The organism is Terrabacter sp. GCM10028922 (assembly GCF_042666095.1).
GTDB lineage: Bacteria > Actinomycetota > Actinomycetes > Actinomycetales > Dermatophilaceae > Terrabacter.
In genome coordinates this window covers 32,858-52,374 of sequence record NZ_JBHTFG010000004.1, presented here as the reverse complement: position 1 = coordinate 52,374, position 19,517 = coordinate 32,858, and the positions used below count along the sequence as shown (strand labels likewise).

Annotated in this window: 18 protein-coding genes; 10 read left to right on the top strand and 8 right to left on the bottom strand. The window is 71.5% G+C overall.

The annotated features are described in order from the left end of the window. Positions 1 to 924, top strand: coding sequence for a carbon-nitrogen hydrolase family protein (locus tag ACFQU3_RS03860; protein WP_385906759.1), 924 nt, complete (start codon positions 1 to 3; stop codon positions 922 to 924). A 42-nt stretch (positions 925 to 966) separates the two neighbouring features. Here ACFQU3_RS03860 and ACFQU3_RS03855 read toward each other — a convergent pair whose 3' ends face one another. Next, entirely contained in the window at positions 967 to 1,929 is a 963-nt protein-coding gene (locus ACFQU3_RS03855; RefSeq protein ID WP_385906756.1) for an SMP-30/gluconolactonase/LRE family protein, read from the bottom strand. Positions 1,930 to 2,232: 303 nt separating this feature from the next. Between ACFQU3_RS03855 and ACFQU3_RS03850 the strand changes: the two genes are divergently transcribed. From ACFQU3_RS03850 to ACFQU3_RS03840, 3 genes are read left to right on the top strand one after another with little or no spacing between them, the layout of a single operon-like run. Then, positions 2,233 to 4,347: a hydantoinase/oxoprolinase family protein gene (locus ACFQU3_RS03850; RefSeq protein ID WP_385906753.1), complete on the top strand. Its 2,115-nt coding sequence runs from the start codon at positions 2,233 to 2,235 to the stop codon at positions 4,345 to 4,347. A 1-nt stretch (position 4,348) separates the two neighbouring features. Continuing rightward, positions 4,349 to 6,424 carry a hydantoinase B/oxoprolinase family protein gene (locus ACFQU3_RS03845; protein WP_385906751.1) on the top strand — a complete coding sequence of 692 codons (2,076 nt, stop codon included), beginning with the start codon at positions 4,349 to 4,351 and terminating at the stop codon, positions 6,422 to 6,424. 5 nt (positions 6,425 to 6,429) lie between these two features. Then, positions 6,430 to 7,272 carry an NmrA family NAD(P)-binding protein gene (locus ACFQU3_RS03840; protein ID WP_385906748.1) on the top strand — a complete coding sequence of 281 codons (843 nt, stop codon included), beginning with the start codon at positions 6,430 to 6,432 and terminating at the stop codon, positions 7,270 to 7,272. A gap of 33 nt (positions 7,273 to 7,305) precedes the next feature. Here ACFQU3_RS03840 and ACFQU3_RS03835 read toward each other — a convergent pair whose 3' ends face one another. Beyond that, positions 7,306 to 7,557 carry a hypothetical protein gene (locus ACFQU3_RS03835; RefSeq protein WP_385906745.1) on the bottom strand — a complete coding sequence of 84 codons (252 nt, stop codon included), beginning with the start codon at positions 7,555 to 7,557 and terminating at the stop codon, positions 7,306 to 7,308. A 218-nt stretch (positions 7,558 to 7,775) separates the two neighbouring features. On the opposite strand from ACFQU3_RS03835, the gene ACFQU3_RS03830 reads away from it, so the two are divergent. The 4 genes from ACFQU3_RS03830 to ACFQU3_RS03815 all read left to right on the top strand — a co-directional run bounded on the left by ACFQU3_RS03830 (position 7,776) and on the right by ACFQU3_RS03815 (position 11,023). Beyond that, entirely contained in the window at positions 7,776 to 8,723 is a 948-nt protein-coding gene (locus tag ACFQU3_RS03830) for a carbamate kinase (protein WP_385906742.1), read from the top strand. A 5-nt stretch (positions 8,724 to 8,728) separates the two neighbouring features. Next, on the top strand, positions 8,729 to 9,865 hold the full coding sequence (locus ACFQU3_RS03825) for a ring-opening amidohydrolase (protein WP_385906739.1): 1,137 nt from the start codon (positions 8,729 to 8,731) through the stop codon (positions 9,863 to 9,865). Positions 9,866 to 10,037: 172 nt separating this feature from the next. Beyond that, positions 10,038 to 10,391, top strand: coding sequence for a PadR family transcriptional regulator (locus ACFQU3_RS03820; protein ID WP_385906736.1), 354 nt, complete (start codon positions 10,038 to 10,040; stop codon positions 10,389 to 10,391). Next, positions 10,388 to 11,023 carry a hypothetical protein gene (locus ACFQU3_RS03815; RefSeq protein ID WP_385906733.1) on the top strand — a complete coding sequence of 212 codons (636 nt, stop codon included), beginning with the start codon at positions 10,388 to 10,390 and terminating at the stop codon, positions 11,021 to 11,023. The genes ACFQU3_RS03820 and ACFQU3_RS03815 overlap by 4 nt, the downstream gene beginning before the upstream one ends. A 32-nt stretch (positions 11,024 to 11,055) precedes the next feature. Here the strand turns inward: ACFQU3_RS03815 and ACFQU3_RS03810 are convergent, their stop codons facing one another. The 3 genes from ACFQU3_RS03810 to purN form a co-directional block, all read right to left on the bottom strand. Further along, a complete protein-coding gene (locus tag ACFQU3_RS03810) occupies positions 11,056 to 12,030 on the bottom strand; it encodes a DMT family transporter (protein ID WP_385906730.1) in 975 nt (324 codons plus the stop codon). A 131-nt stretch (positions 12,031 to 12,161) separates the two neighbouring features. Further along, positions 12,162 to 13,778 carry a bifunctional phosphoribosylaminoimidazolecarboxamide formyltransferase/IMP cyclohydrolase gene (gene purH / locus ACFQU3_RS03805; RefSeq protein ID WP_385906727.1) on the bottom strand — a complete coding sequence of 539 codons (1,617 nt, stop codon included), beginning with the start codon at positions 13,776 to 13,778 and terminating at the stop codon, positions 12,162 to 12,164. Between the two features lie 156 nt (positions 13,779 to 13,934). Then, on the bottom strand, positions 13,935 to 14,564 hold the full coding sequence (purN, locus tag ACFQU3_RS03800; protein ID WP_385906724.1) for a phosphoribosylglycinamide formyltransferase: 630 nt from the start codon (positions 14,562 to 14,564) through the stop codon (positions 13,935 to 13,937). Positions 14,565 to 14,638: 74 nt separating this feature from the next. Between purN and ACFQU3_RS03795 the strand changes: the two genes are divergently transcribed. Further along, positions 14,639 to 15,031 carry a hypothetical protein gene (locus ACFQU3_RS03795; protein WP_385906721.1) on the top strand — a complete coding sequence of 131 codons (393 nt, stop codon included), beginning with the start codon at positions 14,639 to 14,641 and terminating at the stop codon, positions 15,029 to 15,031. A gap of 19 nt (positions 15,032 to 15,050) precedes the next feature. On the opposite strand, the gene ACFQU3_RS03790 is transcribed toward ACFQU3_RS03795, so the two are convergent. Continuing rightward, positions 15,051 to 16,328: a DUF6350 family protein gene (locus ACFQU3_RS03790; protein WP_385906718.1), complete on the bottom strand. Its 1,278-nt coding sequence runs from the start codon at positions 16,326 to 16,328 to the stop codon at positions 15,051 to 15,053. Between the two features lie 213 nt (positions 16,329 to 16,541). Between ACFQU3_RS03790 and ACFQU3_RS03785 the strand changes: the two genes are divergently transcribed. After that, on the top strand, positions 16,542 to 17,228 hold the full coding sequence (locus ACFQU3_RS03785; RefSeq protein ID WP_385906715.1) for a polysaccharide deacetylase family protein: 687 nt from the start codon (positions 16,542 to 16,544) through the stop codon (positions 17,226 to 17,228). Between the two features lie 129 nt (positions 17,229 to 17,357). On the opposite strand, the gene sucD is transcribed toward ACFQU3_RS03785, so the two are convergent. Together sucD and sucC are read right to left on the bottom strand one after the other, a co-directional pair. Then, a complete protein-coding gene (gene sucD / locus ACFQU3_RS03780; RefSeq protein ID WP_385906712.1) occupies positions 17,358 to 18,251 on the bottom strand; it encodes a succinate--CoA ligase subunit alpha in 894 nt (297 codons plus the stop codon). Positions 18,252 to 18,281: 30 nt separating this feature from the next. Then, the gene (gene sucC, locus ACFQU3_RS03775) at positions 18,282 to 19,460 is read right to left on the bottom strand and encodes an ADP-forming succinate--CoA ligase subunit beta (protein WP_385906709.1); all 1,179 of its coding nucleotides are present in this window, start codon (positions 19,458 to 19,460) and stop codon (positions 18,282 to 18,284) included. Between the last annotated feature and the right edge of the window lie 57 nt (positions 19,461 to 19,517).

The window sequence follows — 19,517 nt, the reverse complement described above, 5'->3', positions numbered from 1 at the left end:
ATGCGTGCGTTCACCGCAGCCGCGGTCCAGGTGGCTCCACTGCCCGAGAAGCTGTCGCCCGAGACGATCCGTGCCAACGTCGAGGCCTGCGTCGACTGGACACGGCGCTGCGTCGAGATGACGGGCGCAGAGCTCGTCGTGCTCCCCGAGACGGCGACCACGGGCTTCACCCCGGGATGCTCGAAGGAGGAGCTGTGGGACCTCGTCACCGAGCTGCCCGGGCCGATGGTCGAACCGATCCAGGCGGTCGCGCGCGAGCTCGGCGTGCACGTGTGCGTCGGCAGCTACGAGCGCGGCCCCGAGCGCGGCGTCGTCTACAACTCGTCGGTGCTCGTCGGTCCGTCGGGAGACGTGCTCGGCGTCTACCGCAAGACGCACCCGTTCTGCTCGGAGATCGTCACGGGCGGCGGCTGGGTGACGCCCGGCGACACCGTGACCGTGTGCGACACGGAGCTCGGGCGCATCGGCATGATCATCTGCTTCGACGGCGACTACCCAGAGCTGTCGCGCATCCAGGCGGTGCAGGGCGCCGAGGTCATCTGCCGCCCCTCGGCGCTGCTGCGCTCTGCCGACATCTGGGACCTGACGTCGCGGGCTCGCGCCTACGACAACCACGTCTATGTCATCGGCGCCAACGCCGTCGGCGCCGACCCGGCCGGCGTGCTCTATTTCGGCAACTCCCACATCGTCACGCCGATCGGGCACGTCGTGGCCAAGGCGGCCACGCATCCGGGGTGGGTCACGGCGCGACTCGACCCCGCCGACGCCCTCGCGTCGCTGACGCCGGGGTCCAACATCGGGCAGTCGTTCGACCACCTGCGCGACCGCAACCTCGACCTCATCCGCAACCACCGCGAGGACCTCGAGCGGCCGGCCGAGTCGTCGTTCCCCCACGCCCCGATCCACCGCGGCGAGGCCGGCTGACGGGGCGGGCGGGCGGGCTAGGCTGACGGGGCGCTCAGGCGGTCAGGGAACGAACTGCACGAGCTCGAACGGCGTGCCGGGAGGCGCTCCGGGACCGATGGGCTTCGGGAACCCGAGGTCGAACTTGCCGTTGACCACGGCATACCGGTTCCCCGACTTCGCGATCGTCGTGGGGACCTGGAAGGCCGGGTCGGTGACGACCTGCGTCACGGCCCCCGACGTCCAGTCCGGTGACAGGCTCACCCGCGAGACCCGGTTGGCGAAGTTCTCGACGACCCACAGGTCGTGCCCGGCGAGCAGGATGCCGTCGGGCGTGCCCGGCGCGAGGGATCCCGACGTCAGCACGATCTGCGCGCTCTCGCCCGAAGTGGGGTCGACCGTGTAGAGCGCCCCACGCTCGGTGTGGTTGACGATGAGCGTGCGCCCGTCGGGGGTCGCGTCGATGCCGTTCAGGCCGAAGCCGGCCGGGCCTGTCGCCGGGCCGGTCACGTCGAGCGTCACCGGGGCGCCGAGCGAACCGTCCTCGTGGATGGGAACCCGGTAAAGCCGCGGTGCGAACGTCTCGGTGAACCAGGCCGCGTCCCGGGTGACGACGACGTCGTTGACGAGGGAGGCGCCGGGTGTGCCGAGGGAGAACTGAGCCACGTCGTCGCCCGTGGCGAGGTCGTAGACGTAGGCCGTGCCGTTGAACCCGCCCGCGACGAAGAGCAGGCCGTGGCGCACGTCCGCCTTCAGCCCGCCGGCCTGCCGCTGCTCGACGTCGACGAACTTCTCGACGGAGCGGTCGCGCAGGTCGCCGCGGTAGATGTCGCCGTCGACGAGCGAGCCGGCGTAGAAGGTGTGGTCCACCACCGCCACCCCCTCGGGGGCGAAGTCCACCGGGAGGTCGATGACATGGGGAAACACCGCCGAGGCGCCGGACAGCGCGACGACGAGGGCGGGGGCGGCGAGGACGGCAAGCGCACGCTGCGCGCGGGATCGCGGCCGGGGACGACGTGGACTCATGACGGGCTCCTTCTTCACGGATGACCGCGCGCGTGAACCACACCGCACCCCCGCGGGCCCGTCGTGGCGCGCTCCCTGCCTGCAGACCCTCCCCCGGACGGCGCGCCCCGCACGCCACTGTCCACGGTAGACCTGCCCTGCGCCCGGCGGGTGCGAAACCGTGACGACGGGGTACGGCCGCCGTCTGGCGAGGGTTGACCCGGACCGTGGCATCCGTTGGCAGGTTGTGCCAACGAATGAGCACCGGCGTCACCGCTTGAATCGGTGGTGCGAACGAGCCGACCCGACGTCCCAGGAGCGCGCATGCCCGCCATGAGTCCCACCACCACTGCCCGGCGCATCCGCATCGGCATCGACACCGGCGGGACGTTCACCGACGTCGTCGCCCTCGACGAGGACTCGGGCGAGCTCGTCACGACGAAGACGCCCTCGACGCCGAGCAACCCGGCCGACGGCTTCCTCACGGGCGTGCGCAAGGTCCTCGACCTCATGGGGGCGAGCGGCGACGACATCACGGCCGTCTCGCACGGCACGACGGTGGCGACGAACAAGCTGCTCGAGGGCAAGGTCGAGGCGCTCGGCTTCATCACGACCGAGGGCTACGAGTTCATCCTCGAGATCGCCCGCCAGGCCGTACCCGACGGCTACGGCAACTCCTACTTCTGGGTGAAGCCGCCGCGCATCGTCCCCGCCGACCACGTCAAGACGGTCGGCGGACGCCTCGACTTCGAGGGCAACGAGATCCGGCCGTTCGACGAGGCCGGGGCCGTGGAGGTGGCCCGCTGGTTCCGCGACCGCGGGATCACGACGATCGGGGTCTGCCTGCTCCACTCGTACGCCGACGACAGTCACGAGCTGGCGATGCGCGAGGTGCTGCGGCGGGAGCACCCCGAGGCCGTCGTCTCGATCAGCTCCGAGGTCCTGCGGGAGTACCGGGAGTACGAGCGCTCGATGACGACGCTCGTCGACGCCGCGGTCAAGCCCAACGTGTCGCGCTACGTCGCGAACATCCACCAGCGGCTCGACGAGTTCGTCGGCAGCAGCGAGAAGCTGCCCTTCTACATCATGAAGTCCAACGGCGGCGTGCTGTCGGCCGACGAGGTCGTGCACCAGCCGATCACGACGGTGCTGTCCGGGCCGGCGGCAGGCGCGCTCGGCGCCGGTCTCATCGCGAGCCGCGCCGGCTTCGACAAGGTGCTCACGTGCGACGGCGGTGGGACGTCCACCGACGTCTCGGTCGTCCTCGCGGGCGAGCCGACCCTGACGACCGAGGGCACGGTCGGCGCGTACCCGAGCAAGATCCCGATGATCGACGTCGTGACGGTCGGTGCGGGTGGCGGGTCGATCGCCTGGGTGTCGCCCGAGGGCTCGCTCAAGGTGGGCCCGCAGTCCGCCGGCGCGGACCCCGGGCCGCTCTGCTACGCCAAGGGCGGCAGCGAGCCGACGATCACCGACGCGCACGTCACGCTCGGCCGCATCCCCCCACACCTGCTCGGCGGAGAGATCCCCCTCGACGTCGATGCTGCCCGCTCGGGTCTCACCGGCCTCGCCGGCCGGCTCGGGCTCGACCTCGAGCGGTGCGCCACCGGCATCCTCGAGATCTCGGCGTGGAACCAGGCGAACGCCCTGCGCCAGGTCTCGGTCAAGCGCGGTCTCGACGTGCGCGACTTCATGCTGACCACCTTCGGCGGTTCCGGCTCGCTGCTCGCCTGCCGGCTCGTCGACATCCTCGGCCTCGCCGGCGTCGTCGTGCCACAGAACCCCGGCAACGTCTCCGCCTTCGGCCTGCTCACCGTCGACGTCAAGAACGACTACGTCCAGACGTCCGTCGCCCGGCACCACTCGCTCGACCACGCCGCCGTCCAGAAGACGTTCGACGACCTCACCGACCGGGCGGCGAAAGCCCTTGATGCTGAGGGCTTCCCACGCGAGGCTCACCGCTACTCCCGCACCGTCGACCTGCGCTACTTCGGCCAGGCGTACGAGGTCCGGGTCGCGGCCCCCGACGGTGACGTCGACGACGCGTATGCCGCCGGCGTGGCCTCACGCTTCCACGACGAGCACCGCGCGCTGTACGGCTACGACTTCAGGTCAGACCCGACGCAGCAGGTCGAGTGGGTCAACCTGCGTGTCACCGGAGTCGGCCCGATCACCCGTCCCGAGCTCCGAGAGCTCGCACCGGGCGACGGCACGTCCGACGTGCGTGAGCGCGCGCACCGCAGCAACCGCCCCGTCTGCTTCGACGCCGACACGGGGTATGTCGACACCGACGTCTGGTGGCGACCCGACCTGCTCGCCGGCGACACGATCCACGGACCGGCGATCGTCGAGGAGTTCGGCTCGACGGTCCCGGTACACCCGGGCTTCGTCGTCCGCGTCGACCCCTTCGGCAACCTCGTCATCACCAAGGAGGCCTGACATGTGCTTCTCCTGCCAGACCGCGCACACCCGGCTCGCCGCGGTCGGCGCGGCCACGGGATCGCACGCCGCCGGTTCACCCGCAGCCGAAGTCGGTCACAGCGCCCACCCCGGCGCCGGCTCGGAGGAACCGCCCGCCAACCCCGCAGGGCTCCCCACGGCCTACGAGCACGGCAACCGGCTGACGCCGGAGGGCACGACCGTCGACCCGATCCACGTGGAGATCGTCGAGGGCACCCTGGCGAGCGTCGAGATGGAGGTCGAGACGGCCATCGCCCGCACCTCGCGGTCGCCGATGATCCGCGACGCGCACGACTTCCGTGCCGGCATCCACGACCGGCAGCTGCGCAAGCTGACGGGGCGCTCCTACAGCGCGCTCGTGCACCCGATCGTCCGCGACTTCCCGCTCGCCGAGATGAGCGAGGGCGACGTCTTCTTCCACAACGACGTCTACGAGTCCGAGGGTGGCATCGGCCACCTGCCCGACCTCTGCGTCACGGTGCCGGTCTTCTCCGGCGGTGAGGTCGTCGCCTTCGTCCAGGCGTTCGGCCACCACGACGACATCGGTGGGGCGGTGCCGGGCTCGATGCCGAGCAACGCGCGAACGGTCTTCGAGGAGGGGCTCTCGGTCCCACCGATCAAGCTGTGGGACAAGGGAGTTCCCAACCAGGCTGCGCTGCGGATCATGACGCGCAACAGCCGGATGCCCGACAGCCTGGCCGCTGACCTCGATGCCGAGTGCTCGGCCTGCCTCATGGGCGCGCGCCGGCTCTCGGAGCTCTTCGAGCGCTACGGTCGCGACACGATCGAGGCCACCTTCGACGCGATCCTCGACCGGACGACCGAGACGTACCGCCGCGAGATCCTCAGCAAGATCCCCGACGGCACGTACGTCTGGGAGGACTACGCCGAGCACGACGGCGTCGACGAGCCGAAGCTGCACACCCAGCGGATCACGCTGACGAAGCAGTCGACCGGCGGGCCCGGGCGCTCTGAGCAGTACCCGGACGGCGGTCCCAAGCTCGTCATCGACTTCACCGGCACCGCACCCCAGGCCAAGGGCCCGATCAACCACTGCGGCGACTACGTCGGCGGCAACTTCCTCAAGAAGTGGCTCGCACCGATCCTGCGCAACCTCGCCGACACCCCCGAGCGGATGGCCGAGCTCGACGTCAACGAGGGCATCGTGCCGCTCATCGAGATGAGGTTTCCCGAGAAGGGCACCCTCCTGACGCCCATCTACCCCGCGCCGACGAACGCCCGCACGTTCGTCATCCTGCGCCTGCTCGGGGTGCTCGCCGGGGTCGTCGCCAAGGCGGTCGACGGCAAGATGCCCGCCGACCAGGAGACGATCCGCTACACCGGCGTCTACGGCAAGGACCGAGACGGCAACGACTACCTCATGCGCGAGGTCCTCGGGGGCGGGTCCGGGGGCCGTTACTACGCCGACGGGGAGGACACGATCCACGTCGTGCCCGACAGCCGCAACCTGCCGACGGAGTTCACTGAGAGCCGTTTCCCCTTCATCGTCGAGCGCCTCGGACTCGCGGTCGACTCCGGCGGTGCGGGTCGTCACCGCGGCGGCCTCGGCTACGAGAAGCACATCCGGATGCTCAAGGACGCCCACTTCATGTCGATCGCCGACCGGTCGATCCTCGCGTGCTGGGGAGTCAAGGGCGGCAAGGCCGGTCGACCGTTCCAGGTGACCGTCGACGTCGGTGGACCCGACGAGCGCACGGTCGACGCCCTGGCCGACGCCGAGGTCGTCAAGGCGGGCCAGGTCATCCGCATCCGCACGACCGGTGGTGGCGGCTGGGGCGACCCCCTGGACCGCCCCTACGAGGAGGTGGAGCGCGACCTGCGGTGGGGCAAGGTCTCCCTCGAGGGGGCCCGCCGCGACTACGGCGTCGTGGCATCCGGCACCAAGGACGCACCTGTCCTCGACACCGCCGCCTCGGACGCCCTGCGCGAGCAGCAGCGCGCCGAGCGCGCCGACGCCCAGCCCTTCTTCGACCGTGGGCCCGGGTACGCGACACTCGCCGCGGGCCGGTCGGCGGCCGATGTCGACTGGGTCTGATCCGCATGAGGACCGTTCTCGTGATCGGCGCCGCCGGCAAGACCGGCCGAGCCGTGGCACGCGCGCTCACCGCGGCGGGCGCCGAGGTGCGGGCTGCGGTGCGCTCGCCCGACAGCGGCCCCAGGGCGTATGCCGCTGGGGCCCGGTCGATCTCGGTCGTTGACCTCGAGTCCGGTGCAGGTCTCGACGAGGCCCTCGAGGGCGTCGACGGCGTCTACCACCTGGCCCCCAACGTCCACCCGGACGAGGTCGGCATCGCGGAGCGCGTCGGGTCGGCGGCGGCCCGCGCGGGTGTGCAGCGCTTCGCGTTCCACTCGGTGCTCCACCCCGACGACGCGTCGATGCCGCACCACGTCCGCAAGGCCGAGGCCGAGCACGTCGTCCGCTCCCTGCTGCCGGGTGCCACGGTGCTGCGCCCGGCGGCATACCACCAGAACCTTCTCGACGCAGCGCGGTCGGGACGCCTCGCGGTCCCGTACTCCCTCGACGCGCCGTTCACCAACGTCGACCTGGGCGACGTCGCCGCTGCGGCCGCCCTGGTCCTCACCCGCCCCGGTCACGAGGGCCTGACGCTCGAGCTGGCCGGGCCCGAGATGCTCACCGTGCGCGACCAGGCGGCCATTGCGGTCGACGTTCTCGGTGTCCCGGTGTCCGCCGAGCGGATCTCGCCGGAGTCCTGGGTCACCGGCCGCGGCGCGAGCCTGTCGGCACAGGCGCGCAGCGACCTGCTTGCGATGTTCGCCGCCTATGACCACCACGGGCTCGTCGGCGACGCAACGACCCTCAGGCGTCTGCTCGGCCGCTCCCCACGGACGTGGTCGGACGTGCTCCGGGCCTCGGGCAGCTAGGTCCGGGCGGCTCGCCGAACCCGGGAGTCCCGCTCAGGGACGGTCGATGTCGCGCTCCTCGATCGTCTGCCGCACCGTGTTGGTCGGGCTCGTCGCCCCGTGGGGGCGCTCCTCGCGCGTGATGACGCGCCGGCGCTGGTTGCCCTTGCGCCCCTGCCAGATGAGCAGGCCCCCGGCGACCATGAGGATGATGCCGACGGTCGGCAGGCTGACGACCGACGTGTTGGCCCGCACCGCGAAGGTCAGGATGGCCCCCACGACGGCGAGCAGGATTCCGACACCCACGTGCCCCCACCTCTCTCGGCTCGTTCCCGGGACGCTGCGAACCGCGCCCTTGTCATTATCTCCCCGTACCCGCCACCCGGACGCGAGTCACGACGCCTCGGTTCGGCCGCGGGACGGCATACATCTGCCAAGGTGCGGGTCTGCATTGGGCAGGAGGTGACAACGCGCCCGCCCGGCGGCTCTCCCTAGGCTCACGCCATGACGACCGAGGACACGCCGTGAGGGTGCTCGTGGCGCTGGGCGGCAACGCCATGACGGGGCCCGACGGCAGCGCCACGCCAAAGGCGCAGCGCGAGGCGATCACGGTCGCGAGCGGCCACCTCGCCGACCTCGTCGCCGCCGGCCACGAGGTCGTCGTCACCCACGGCAACGGCCCCCAGGTCGGCAACCTGCTCGTCAAGAACGAGCTCGCTGCGCACGTCGTGCCCCCGGTCCCGCTCGACTGGTGCGGGGCGCAGACGCAGGGCACCATCGGCTTCACCCTGGTCGACACCCTCGAGGCAGCCCTCTCCGCGCGCGACGCCGAGCGGCCCGTGGCCGCTCTCATCACGCGCACGCTCGTCGCCGCCGACGACCCGGGCTTCACCCACCCGACGAAACCGATCGGACGCTACCTGCCCCGCGAGCAGGCCCAGGCCCTCATCGACCACGGCGAACGCTGGGAGGACCGTGGCGAGAAGGGCTGGCGCCGTGTCGTCGCCTCGCCCGAGCCGGTGGAGGTCCTGGAGACCCGCACGCTGCTCGTCCTCCTCGCCGCCGGATACGTCGTCGTCGCGGCCGGTGGCGGGGGAATCCCCGTCGTGCGCAGCCACGGCGGCGGCGTCCACGGCGTCGAGGCCGTCATCGACAAGGACCTCACGGCCGCGCTGCTCGCCCGCGCGGTCGCCGCCGACGTCCTCGTCATCGCGACCGACGTCGCACACGCCGTCGCCGGGTGGGGCACCCCCGACGCCCACGACATCGGCAGGGTCACGCTCGCCGAGATGGAGGCGTATGCCGCCGACGGCCACTTCGCGTCGGGCTCGATGGGCCCGAAGGTCGAGGCCGCGATGCGGTTCGTCCGCTCGGGCGGCCGCCGCTCGATCATCACGTCCCTCGACCAGCTGGCCACCGCCGTTGACGGCCACGTCGGCACCGTCATCGAAACCCCTGAAAGAGAAAGGTGATTCACGTGCCCGAAGCCATTGAGGTGCGCAAGGTCCCCATCCACTCGGTCGCCGACGCCTCAGAGCTGGCGAAGCTCATCGACGACGGCGTCATGGAGGCAAGTCGGGTCATCGCCATCATCGGCAAGACCGAGGGCAACGGCGGCGTGAACGACTACACGCGGATCATCGCCGACCGCGCCTTCCGCGAGGTCCTCGTCGAGAAGGGCGCGCCGGCCGAGCAGGTCAAGCAGGTCCCGATCGTGTGGTCCGGCGGGACCGACGGCGTCATCAGCCCGCACGCGACGATCTTCGCGACGGTGCCGGCCGAGAAGGCCGAGCCCTCGGACGACCTGCGGCTCACGGTCGGGTTCGCGATGAGCGAGCCGATCAAGCCGGAGGAGATCGGCTACGTCGCGATGGTGCAGAAGGTCGCCGACGCCGTGAAGGTCGCGATGGAACGCGCCGGCATCACCGACCCGGCCGACGTGCACTACGTGCAGACCAAGACGCCGCTCCTGACGATCCACACGATCCGCGACGCGAAGTCGCGAGGCCAGCAGGTCTGGACCGAGCACACGCACGAGTCGATGGACCTGTCGAACGGGACGACCGGACTCGGCATCGCCGTCGCGCTCGGTGAGATCGAGATGCCGACCGACGCCGACGTCATGCACAACCGGTCGCTCTACTCGTCCGTGGCCTCGTGCAGCTCCGGTGTCGAGCTCGACCAGGCGCAGGTCGTCGTCGTCGGCAACGCCCGCGGAGTCGGCGGCCGCTACCGCATCGGCCACTCGGTCATGCAGGACGCGCTCGATGCCGACGGCATCTGGGAGGCGATCAAGGACGCCGGCCTGGGCCTGCCCGAGCGCGCTCACCCGAGCGACCTGCAGGGCCGGCTCGTCAACGTCTTCCTCAAGTGCGAGGTCAGCCAGGACGGCCAGGTGCACGGCCGCCGCAACGCGATGCTCGACGACTCGGACGTGCACTGGCACCGCCAGATCAAGTCGTGCGTCGGCGGTGTCACGGCCTCGGTCACGGGCGACCCCGCGGTCTTCGTCTCGGTGTCGGCCGCTCACCAGGGGCCTGATGGTGGCGGCCCGGTCGCAGCGATCGTCGACCTGGGCGAGGGCGAGCCCACCGGCTACCGCTGGACCCGCTGACCCGTCGAGTGGCCACCATCCGCTGCCCCACCCCCGTCGAGTGGCCACCATCCGCTGCCCCACCCCCGTCGAGAGGCCAGTTCCGTCACGCGACTGGCCTCTCGACGTGTCGGCGGACCGCGCGCTGTCTGTCCCCTGGCGCCAAGGACCGAACCGCACTATCTTGTGACGCATGGTACCGGGCGACGAACGCATCCTGACGCACCTGCGTCGCGGGGCCGTCGAGTACTGCGTGCTCGCGATGGTCGCCGAGGAGCCCGCCTACGGCCTGGACATCGCGCGCCGCCTCACCCGCGAGGGCATCCTCCTGACCGGTGAGGGCACGCTCTACCCCCTGCTGTCGCGGCTGCGCACGGCAGGGTTCGTCGAGACGACGTGGGAGGAGTCGACCGAGGGCCCACCTCGTCGCTACTACGCGATCACCCCGACAGGACGCGAGACGCTCGACGCCTTCCGCCGCACGTGGGCACCCTTCCGCGACGCCGTCGACGCCGCCGTCGACGCACCCAAGAGGAGACGACCGTGAACCAGACCCATCCGCTCGTCGATGCCTACCTCGATCGCCTCGAGCACCTGCTCCAAGGCGCCGACAGCGCGACGCGCAGCGAGGTGCTGGCGGGCGTGCGTGAACACCTCCGCAGCACCGCCGCCGCGGACGCCGACGACGCACGCGTGCGACAGGCCATCACGGAGCTCGGCAGCCCGGAGCAGATCGCGGACGAGGCCCATGTCGGCGGTACCGGCAGGAGCGGCATCGGCCCTGGCACGCCACGCGTCACCGAGCGACCCTGGCTGCCGATCCTCGTCATGGTCCTGTCGCTGGGCTGGCTGGTCCCCCTGGCGCTCCTCCCGCTTGCCGGTGTCGTTGACGCGGCCGCGGCCCTGCACCCGTCGGAGCTCATCTTCTTCTTCATTGTCGCGTTCCCGGTGTGGCCCGCCGTCGCGCTGCTCGTGGCGGCGTCACGGCTGTGGCCCCTGCGCGAGAAGGTCGCCCTCGCCGTCGCGCTCCCCGCGACAGCCGTGTGGCTCGTGGCCGTGTCCCTCGTCCCAGTGGCGTTCGTGCACGCTGCCGGCATGCTGGTCGGCGTCCTCGCCGCCGCGACGACGATCATCGTGGTCAGCCGTCGCGGACTCCGCAGAGCGAGGCAGGCGCGCTGACCGGGCTCGCCTCAGCGGTCAGCGGTCAGCGGTCAGCGGTCGGCTGGCGTGAGTGCCTCGTCGGCTCGGTCGGGAACCGGGACCGAAGGACGGTTCGACCACTGCTCGTGCACGGCCAGCCCCACGACCGACACGAGGACGACGGCAAAGCCGAGCCACTGCGAACCGGCGAGAGTGGCGTCCAGTGCCACCACTCCCACGAGCGCGGCCGTCAGCGGGAACGCCAGCTCGGCCAGTGTCGCGCGTGAGGCCGGAGTGCGACCCAGGGCCTTGTAGTAGAGCAGCAGGGCGAGCAGGCCGGGGAACAGCGCGAGCAGCAGGATGTTCGGCGCGGCATCGAACCCGACCGCGAGAGGCGTGGACGTGACGAGACTCAGCCCGAGCAGGGTGAGGAGGCCGACGGCGAACCGCAGTGCGGTGAGGTCCGAGAAGCGCAGCTCGGCGCTGGCCGCCCGTCCCAGCACCGTGCCGGCCGCCCACAGCGTGGCGGCGCCGACGGCGAGCGCCGCGGCCGTGGCGCTCGAGACGCTGACGCCGAGCGGGTCGGCAAAGGCCAGCAGCCAGGCGCCGAGGAGGGCAGGGACGGCGAAGAGTGCGTAGCGCGCGTGCAGCCGCTCACCGAGCAGGAGGGCGGCCAACGCGACGGCGATGACCGGCTGGAGCTTCTGCAGCACCTGCGGCGTGATGGGGTCGCCCATCCGGAAGGCGGCCGTGAACAGGGTCGTGGCGAGGGCGGACGAGCCCGCACCGATGACGAGCACGCTGGCCTTGGTGCGGGTGCTCGAGGCCATCAGCCGCCGGACGGCCGGGACGATCCATGGGCTGACGAGCACGACGAGGACGAGGTGCTCCCAGAAGACGATGGCGAGTGCGGGGTACTCCTTCGCGAGCGGCCCACGCCACAGCGCGGAGAGCCCCCAGAAGGAGGCTGCGACGGCCACGAGCCAGGTCCGGTCGGTACCACGGAAGCGGCCGGCCCTTGAGGCTGCGGCACGGATGTCGGTCATGGGCGTCAGCCTGTCACCCCCGCCCGCGCCACCGCCACGCGGTCGGCCTCCGCGGGCACACGGCATACGGCACTGGCACGGACGGCGACGGCCACGACCCGAGCGGGGTCGCGGCCGTCGGCCGAGCCGGGTCAGTGGGCGAAGTGCCGCGTCCCCGTGAAGTACATCGTCACGCCGGCCGCGCGGGCCGCCTCGATGATCTCCTCGTCGCGGATCGACCCTCCCGGGGCCACGACGGCGCGCACGCCGGCATCGAGGAGGATCTGGAGCCCGTCTGCGAAGGGGAAGAAGGCGTCGGACGCCGCAACCGAGCCGCGAGCGCGGTCCTCGCCGGCACGCCGCACCGCGAGGTAGCAGGAGTCGACCCGGTTGACCTGGCCCATGCCGACTCCCACGGCCGCACCGTCCTTGGCGAGCAGGATCGCGTTCGACTTGACGGCGCGGATCGCCCGCCACGCGAACTGCAGGTCGGCGAGCGTCGTGTCGTCGGCGGCCTCACCGGCGACGAGACGCCAGCTCGCGGCGTCGTCGCCCCCGGTGACGTCACCACCCTCGCCGCGCACGACGGCCGCGACCTTGTCGACCGACTGCACGAGCAGGCCCCCGCTGACGGGCCGGGTCTCGATCGGGTCTGCCGCCTGGGCCATGCCCGCCGGAAGACGCAGCACGCGGAGGTTCTTCTTCGCGGTGAGGATCTCGAGGGCCTCGGGCTCGAAGTCGGGCGCGATGATGACCTCGGTGAAGACCGGCTTCGCGGCCGCCGCCATGGCAGCCGTGACGGTGCGGTTGGCGGCGATGATGCCGCCGTACGCGCTCACCGGGTCGGTCGCGTGGGCGCGCTCGTAGGCCTGCTCGATGGAGTCGCCGACGGCGATGCCGCAGGGGTTGGCGTGCTTGATGATCGCGACGGTGGGCTGGTCGCCGTGGTCGTGCGCGGCCCGAACGGCGGCGTCGGTGTCGACGTAGTTGTTGTACGACATCTCCTTGCCGTGCAGCTGCTCGGCGCTGGCCACGCCCGGACGCCAGTGGCGGTAGAGCGCCGCGCTCTGGTGCGGGTTCTCGCCGTAGCGCAGTACGGCCGCCCGGTCGAAGGTCGCGCCGGTCCACGCGGGGAAGCCGGTGCCGTCCGTCGTGTCGGCGACGACGTTGCCCATCCAGTTCGCGACCGCGTTGTCGTAGCTCGCCGTGTGCACGAACGCCTCGGCCGCGAGCCGGCGGCGCTGCTCGAGCGTGAAGCCGCCGACACCGAGCGCCTCGACGACGTGGCCGTATGCCGCCGGGCTCGTCACGATCGCGACGCTCGCGTGGTTCTTGGCGGAGGCCCGGACCATGGAGGGCCCGCCGATGTCGATCTGCTCGACGCACTCGTCCTCGCTCGCACCCGAGGCCACGGTCTCGCGGAACGGGTAGAGGTTGACGACGACGAGGTCGAACGCCTCCACACCGAGGTCGGCCAGCTGCTGCACGTGGTCGGGGTTGCGGGTGTCCGCGAGGATGCCGGCGTGCACCTTCGGGTGCAGCGTCTTCACCCGGCCGTCGAGGCACTCGGGGAAGCCGGTCAGCTCCTCGACCTGTGTCACGGGGACACCCGCGGCGGCGATGGTCTTCGCGGTGGACCCGGTCGAGACGATGGAGACGCCGGCGGCGTCGAGGGCGCGGGCCAGCTCGTCGAGGCCGGACTTGTCGTAGACGGAGACGAGCGCCCGCTTGATGGGGCGGCGGCCGTCGGTGCCGGTGGCGGCGGTCATGTGCACTCCTGGTTCGGTGACGTCGGTCGCGGCGTGCGCCGGGTCGGTGGGACCCGACGGCATCCGTTCTCGCGAGGCACCCAGGCGTTCGATGCTCCCGACGTCACTCCCCGGTGGTGGCCCACCTGCGCCAGTCGTGTGGCGACCAGCGTAGCGTCAGACGCCGCCGATCCGAACTCGTCGCCCGTCGACCGAGAAGCCCTCGCGCGCGAGGCGGCGCACGACGTCGACGAGCAGGTCGCGCTCCTGGACCTTGATCCGCTCGTGCAGGCTCTCCTCGGTGTCGTCGTCCTCGACGGCGACGACCCGCTGCTCGATGATCGGGCCCGTGTCGACGCCGGCGTCGACGACGTGGCACGTCGTGCCGGTCACCTTGACGCCGTAGGCGAGGGCGTCGCGAACGCCGTGCGCGCCGGGAAAGCTGGGCAGCAGGGCCGGGTGGGTGTTGACGACGGGCTGCGCGCCGAGGGTGGCCGGCCCGAGGATCCGCATGAAGCCGGCCGTGACGACGAACCGGGGCCCTGCCGCTGCCACCTGCTCGGCAAGCGCGAGGTCCCACTCGTCCCGGTCGGCGAAGTCCTTCGGGCGCGCGACGAACGTCGGGATGCCGGCCCGCTCGGCACGCTCGAGGCCGACGCACTGCCGGTCGGCGCCGACCGCGGCGATCCGCACGCCGTACGCGGGGTCGGCGGCCGCGTCGAGCAGGGCCTGCAGGAGCGTGCCCGATCCGGACACGAGGACGACGACGTCGACAGGTTGCGGTCTGGCGGCGGCGTCGGTCGTCACGCGCACAGGGTAGCGGCCGGCGCGCTCACGGCCCGGTGGGGTCCGGGCCCTCGACATGGGCGAGGATGGAGGGCATGACCGAGCCCCAGCAGGAGCAGGAGATCGCGTTCGCGCGCGAGAAGGCCAAGCGCACCCTGCCCGTCGCGCTGCTCGTGCTGCTCGGCCTCGTCGCGATGTACCTGCCGCTGCCGAAGCGCTTCGTCGCCTTCCTGCCGCTCATCGTCGCGATCGTGCTGACCATCCGGCTGCTCCGGTTCCTGTCGATGCGCTCCGGCCGGGAGAAGATCTGGCCGGTCTTCACCCTCGTGATCGTCGGGATGCTGCTGTCGACCCTGGTGTTGCAGGTCGCCTTCTACGGCACGGTCAGCGCCTACGAGGAGTGCCTCGCCGGCGCGCAGACGAACCTCGCCCAGGCCGACTGCGAGAAGCTCAAGGAGTCGAGCATGCTGGGGCTCATCGTCCGCTGAGGGCCCACGCGCCCGAGCGCTAGGCGCCGTCGGCGTCCGGCTCGGGCTGCGGCGCCCGTCGCTCGCGGACCCGCTCGGCGAGGAGCACCGCCCCGGCCCAGAGCAGTGCGCCGCCGACCACCTCGGCCGCGAGCGCCGCGGCGAACGGGCCCAGGTGCGGCCCGACGGCCGAGAGCCGGTCGACCCCGACCGCGCCGTTGCCCAGGGCGGTGAGCCCGACGACGACGGCGACCGCGATGAGGGCCGCGACGGCCGTGGCCGAGACGCGGGAGCGGACGTTGCCGAAGAACTCGAGCTCCGCGTCGACCCGGTGCCCGAGCCACACTCCGGCCGCGACGGGAAGGAGCACGACGGCATACAGGGTCGCGGGGTAGTCGGTGGCCTGGGGCAGCGCGCCGAGCACCGGCACGAGCGGAAGCAGCCCGGGCTGCGCGGCGGCAGGTGCGATCGTCGAGCCGAGTGCGATCTGGAAACCGGGGCCGGCGAGGAACGACAGGGCCCACGTGGCGGCGTTGCCGAGCAGCGCGAGCTGACCGAGACCGATGATGACCAGGGCACCGACGTTGGCGCCGTACTGGTCCTGGACGTCGGCCACTGCCGACCACGACAGGACCAGCCGCAGCGCCACGACGACGATCCCGACACCGAGCAGCAGTCCCGCACCACGCCAGCCGACGCGCCACACGGACGGCAGCCACGTCGGTCCGCGACGGAACCACGAGCGTACGAACGCGGGAGCCGTCTCGTCGTCGGGGCGGACCATGACGAAGCCCAGAGCAGCGAGCGGCACGAGCAACGAGCCGAGCACCGCAGCCACGCCCGGGGTGGCCGGCCCGCCGAGCGTGAAGAGCGCGAAGGCCGCCGACGCGAGGCCGTAGCCCGTGACGAAGCCGGGCACGACACCCCACTGCGCGACCCGGCTCCAGTCGGCGGCCCCGACGCGGAGACGTTCGGTGGCGGCGAGACGCCGCGCCCACCGGTAGGCGACGAGGACGAAGACGAGCAGGAGCAGCAACGGCGTCAGGGAGATCGCGACTCCCCCGGCGCCGACCGACTGGCCGTGCCCGAGGAACCAGACGGCGCTGGCGACCGACACCGCCGAGAACCAGCCGACCGAGGTCTCCGGCGCCGCGAGCCAGCCGACGAGCGCGGGCAGCACGACGACCGTCCACGTGCCGACGGCGGCGAGCAGCCCGGCGCGGAGGGCTGCGGGCATCGCCGATGCCGCACTCGTCGTGGCGGTGGCCGACGATGTCGTCGACGTCGTGGGCGTGCTCGGCGGGGCCAGTGGTCTCACTCCTGCGCTCGGTCTGTCGCGTCCATGGTCACAAGGACTCCGGCGCGGGGCGAGCACCCACGCCGGGCGTCCCCGGTCTTCTTCTTCGTGACGTGAACGCCGCTCATCCGTGACGTGAAAGCCCGCGCTCGCGTGGTGGGGCGGAGAGACACTGTGAGTGGGGATACACCCCGGGCGCCCGCCCGGGGCGAGGGGGTCGATGGGGGATCAGCCATGAAGGGAACCAGTCTGCTTGCCGTCCTTCTGACGGCCGTCGGCGTCGGTCTCGTAGGAGCCACGCCATCACCGGGGGAAACCGGGTCGGTGGGACCGCCCGAGGTGCGGGTGTCACTGACGACCACGACGACGTCGGCGGGAACGGTCTACCTCACGTTCGACGACGGTCCGCACCCGACCTGGACGCCCAAGATGCTGGCCGTGCTGCGCAAGTACGGCGTCCGGGCGGTGTTCTTCGAGATCGGCCAGAACGTGGCGAGCTATCCGTCGGTCACGCGCAGCCTGCGCACCTACGGCAACCTCATCGGAAACCACACGTGGAGCCATCCGGACCTCACTCTGCTGTCGAACACCGCGGTCACCTCGCAGCTGGGCCGGATGGAGTACGCGCTCGGCTACCGGCCACGGTGTGTGCGACCGCCCTACGGTGCGACGAACAGCCGCATCGCGACGATCATCGCCGACCGGGGCCAGCGGCAGATCCTCTGGACCGTCGACCCCCGGGACTGGTCGCGGCCCGGCACGTGGACCATCGTCAACCGGGTGCTGGCCAACGTGGCCCCGGGCTCCCGGATCCTGCTGCACGACGGAGGCGGTGACCGGTCGCAGACCGTGGCCGCCGTCGACCTGCTCATCCCGAAGCTGCGGGCCCGCGGCTACGTCATCGGCCTCATGGCCTGTTGACCGACCCGGGCGTATGCCGTCACGTCGTCTCCGGGACGCAGTCCGGCGGCATACGCCCTGGGGTTGCAAACATGCGAGCGGGCGGTCACCGGAAGGTGGCCGCCCGCTCGGGAACGCTTGTCGCTCAGGCTACTTCGCGAGGCCCTGCATGATGTCGCGCATGAGCTGAGCGGTCTCGGACGGCGTCTTGCCGACCTTGACACCGGCGGCCTCGAGGGCCTCCTTCTTCGCCTGCGCGGTGCCCGAGGAGCCCGACACGATGGCGCCGGCGTGGCCCATCGTCTTGCCCTCCGGAGCGGTGAAGCCGGCGACGTAGCCGACGACCGGCTTCGTCACGTGCTCCTTGATGTAGGCCGCCGCACGCTCCTCGGCGTCGCCGCCGATCTCGCCGATCATGACGATCGCGTCGGTGTCGGGGTCGTTCTGGAACGCCTCGAGGCAGTCGATGTGCGTCGTGCCGATGACCGGGTCGCCACCGATCCCGACGGCCGAGCTGAAGCCGAAGTCGCGCAGCTCGTACATCATCTGGTAGGTGAGGGTGCCCGACTTCGAGACGAGGCCGATGCGGCCCGTGCCCGAGATGTCGGCCGGGATGATGCCGGCGTTCGAGACGCCCGGCGTGATGAGGCCGGGGCAGTTCGGGCCGACGATGCGGGTGGTGCCCGTCGACTTCGCGTAGTTGTAGAACTCGGCGGTGTCCTTGACGGCGACGCCCTCGGTGATGACGACGGCGAGCGGGATCTCGGCGTCGATCGCCTCGACGGCGGCGGCCTTGGTGAACTGGGCCGGGACGAAGATCACCGACACGTTGGCGCCGGTGGCCTCGATGGCCTCCTTGACCGTGCCGTAGACCGGGACGGCGACGCCGCCCTCGAAGTCGACGGTGGTGCCGGCCTTGCGCGGGTTGACGCCGCCGACGATGTCGGTGCCGGACTTGAGCATGCGCTGCGTGTGCTTCATGCCCTCGGAGCCGGTCATGCCCTGGACGATGACCTTCGAGTCAGCGTTGAGGAAGATTGCCATGGTTCGTCGTTCTCTCTCTGGACTCGGGTGTCAGTTGGCGGCGGCGAGCTCGGCGGCGCGGCGCGCGGCGCCGTCCATCGTCGGCTCGATCGTCACGAGCGGGTGGTTGCGCTCCTGCAGGATGCGACGTCCCTCCTCGACGTTGTTGCCGTCGAGGCGGACCACGAGCGGGCGGTCCTCCTCGTCGCCGAGGGCGTCGAGGGCGCCGACGATGCCGTTCGCGACGGCGTCGCACGCCGTGATGCCGCCGAAGACGTTGACGAAGACGCTCTTGACCTGCGGGTCGGACAGGATGATGTGCAGGCCGTTGGCCATGACCTCGGCGCTGGCGCCGCCACCGATGTCGAGGAAGTTGGCCGGCTTCTGGCCACCGAACTCCTCGCCGGCGTACGCGACGACGTCGAGCGTGCTCATGACGAGGCCGGCACCGTTGCCGATGATGCCGACGGAGCCGTCGAGCTTGACGTAGTTGAGGTCCTTCTCCTTGGCGGCGGCCTCGAGCGGGTCGGCCGCGCCCTTGTCCTCGAGCGCCTCGTGGTCGGGGTGGCGGAAGTCGGCGTTGCCGTCGAGGGTCACCTTGCCGTCGAGGGCGATGATGTCGCCGTCCTCGGTCTTGACGAGCGGGTTGACCTCGACGAGCGTGGCGTCCTCGTCGCGGTAGACGGCCCACAGGGTCTGGAGGACGGGGGCGACCTTGGCGGCGGTGTCGGCGTCGAAGCCGGCTGCGGCGACGATCTCCTGGGCCTTGGCCTCGTCGATGCCGACGTTCGGGTCGACCGCGACCTTGGCGAGCGCCTCGGGGCGCTCCTCGGCGAGCTGCTCGATGTCCATGCCACCCTCGACGGAGCACATGGCGAGGTAGCTGCGGTTGGTGCGGTCGAGCAGGATCGAAAAGTAGTACTCCTCGGCGATGCGGGCGCCCTGGGCGATCATCACGGTGCCCACCGTGTGGCCCTTGATGTCCATGCCGAGGATCTGGCCGGCGAGCTGCTCGGCCTCCTCGGCGCTCTTGGCCACCTTGACGCCGCCGGCCTTGCCACGGCCACCGGTCTTCACCTGGGCCTTGACGACGGTGACGCCGCCCGACTTCGGCCCGATCTGCTCGGCGGCTGCCCGGGCCTCCTCGGGGGTTGTGGCGGTGGCACCGGCCAGCACGGGGACCCCGTGCTTCTCGAACATGTCGCGGGCTTGGTACTCGAAGAGATCCACGGGTGGGGTCCGTCCTCGTCGTCGATTCGAATCGTCGTCGACTGCGCCGCTGCGGCG

Coding starts and splice junctions, on each gene's coding strand:
- ACFQU3_RS03860 (WP_385906759.1), top strand. CDS start 1: ATGCGTGCGTTCACCGCAGCCGCGGTCCAGGTGGCTCCACTGCCCGAG.
- ACFQU3_RS03855 (WP_385906756.1), bottom strand. CDS start 1,929: ATGAGTCCACGTCGTCCCCGGCCGCGATCCCGCGCGCAGCGTGCGCTT.
- ACFQU3_RS03850 (WP_385906753.1), top strand. CDS start 2,233: ATGCCCGCCATGAGTCCCACCACCACTGCCCGGCGCATCCGCATCGGC.
- ACFQU3_RS03845 (WP_385906751.1), top strand. CDS start 4,349: ATGTGCTTCTCCTGCCAGACCGCGCACACCCGGCTCGCCGCGGTCGGC.
- ACFQU3_RS03840 (WP_385906748.1), top strand. CDS start 6,430: ATGAGGACCGTTCTCGTGATCGGCGCCGCCGGCAAGACCGGCCGAGCC.
- ACFQU3_RS03820 (WP_385906736.1), top strand. CDS start 10,038: ATGGTACCGGGCGACGAACGCATCCTGACGCACCTGCGTCGCGGGGCC.
- ACFQU3_RS03810 (WP_385906730.1), bottom strand. CDS start 12,030: ATGACCGACATCCGTGCCGCAGCCTCAAGGGCCGGCCGCTTCCGTGGT.
- purH (WP_385906727.1), bottom strand. CDS start 13,778: ATGACCGCCGCCACCGGCACCGACGGCCGCCGCCCCATCAAGCGGGCG.
- ACFQU3_RS03795 (WP_385906721.1), top strand. CDS start 14,639: ATGACCGAGCCCCAGCAGGAGCAGGAGATCGCGTTCGCGCGCGAGAAG.
- ACFQU3_RS03785 (WP_385906715.1), top strand. CDS start 16,542: ATGAAGGGAACCAGTCTGCTTGCCGTCCTTCTGACGGCCGTCGGCGTC.
- sucD (WP_385906712.1), bottom strand. CDS start 18,251: ATGGCAATCTTCCTCAACGCTGACTCGAAGGTCATCGTCCAGGGCATG.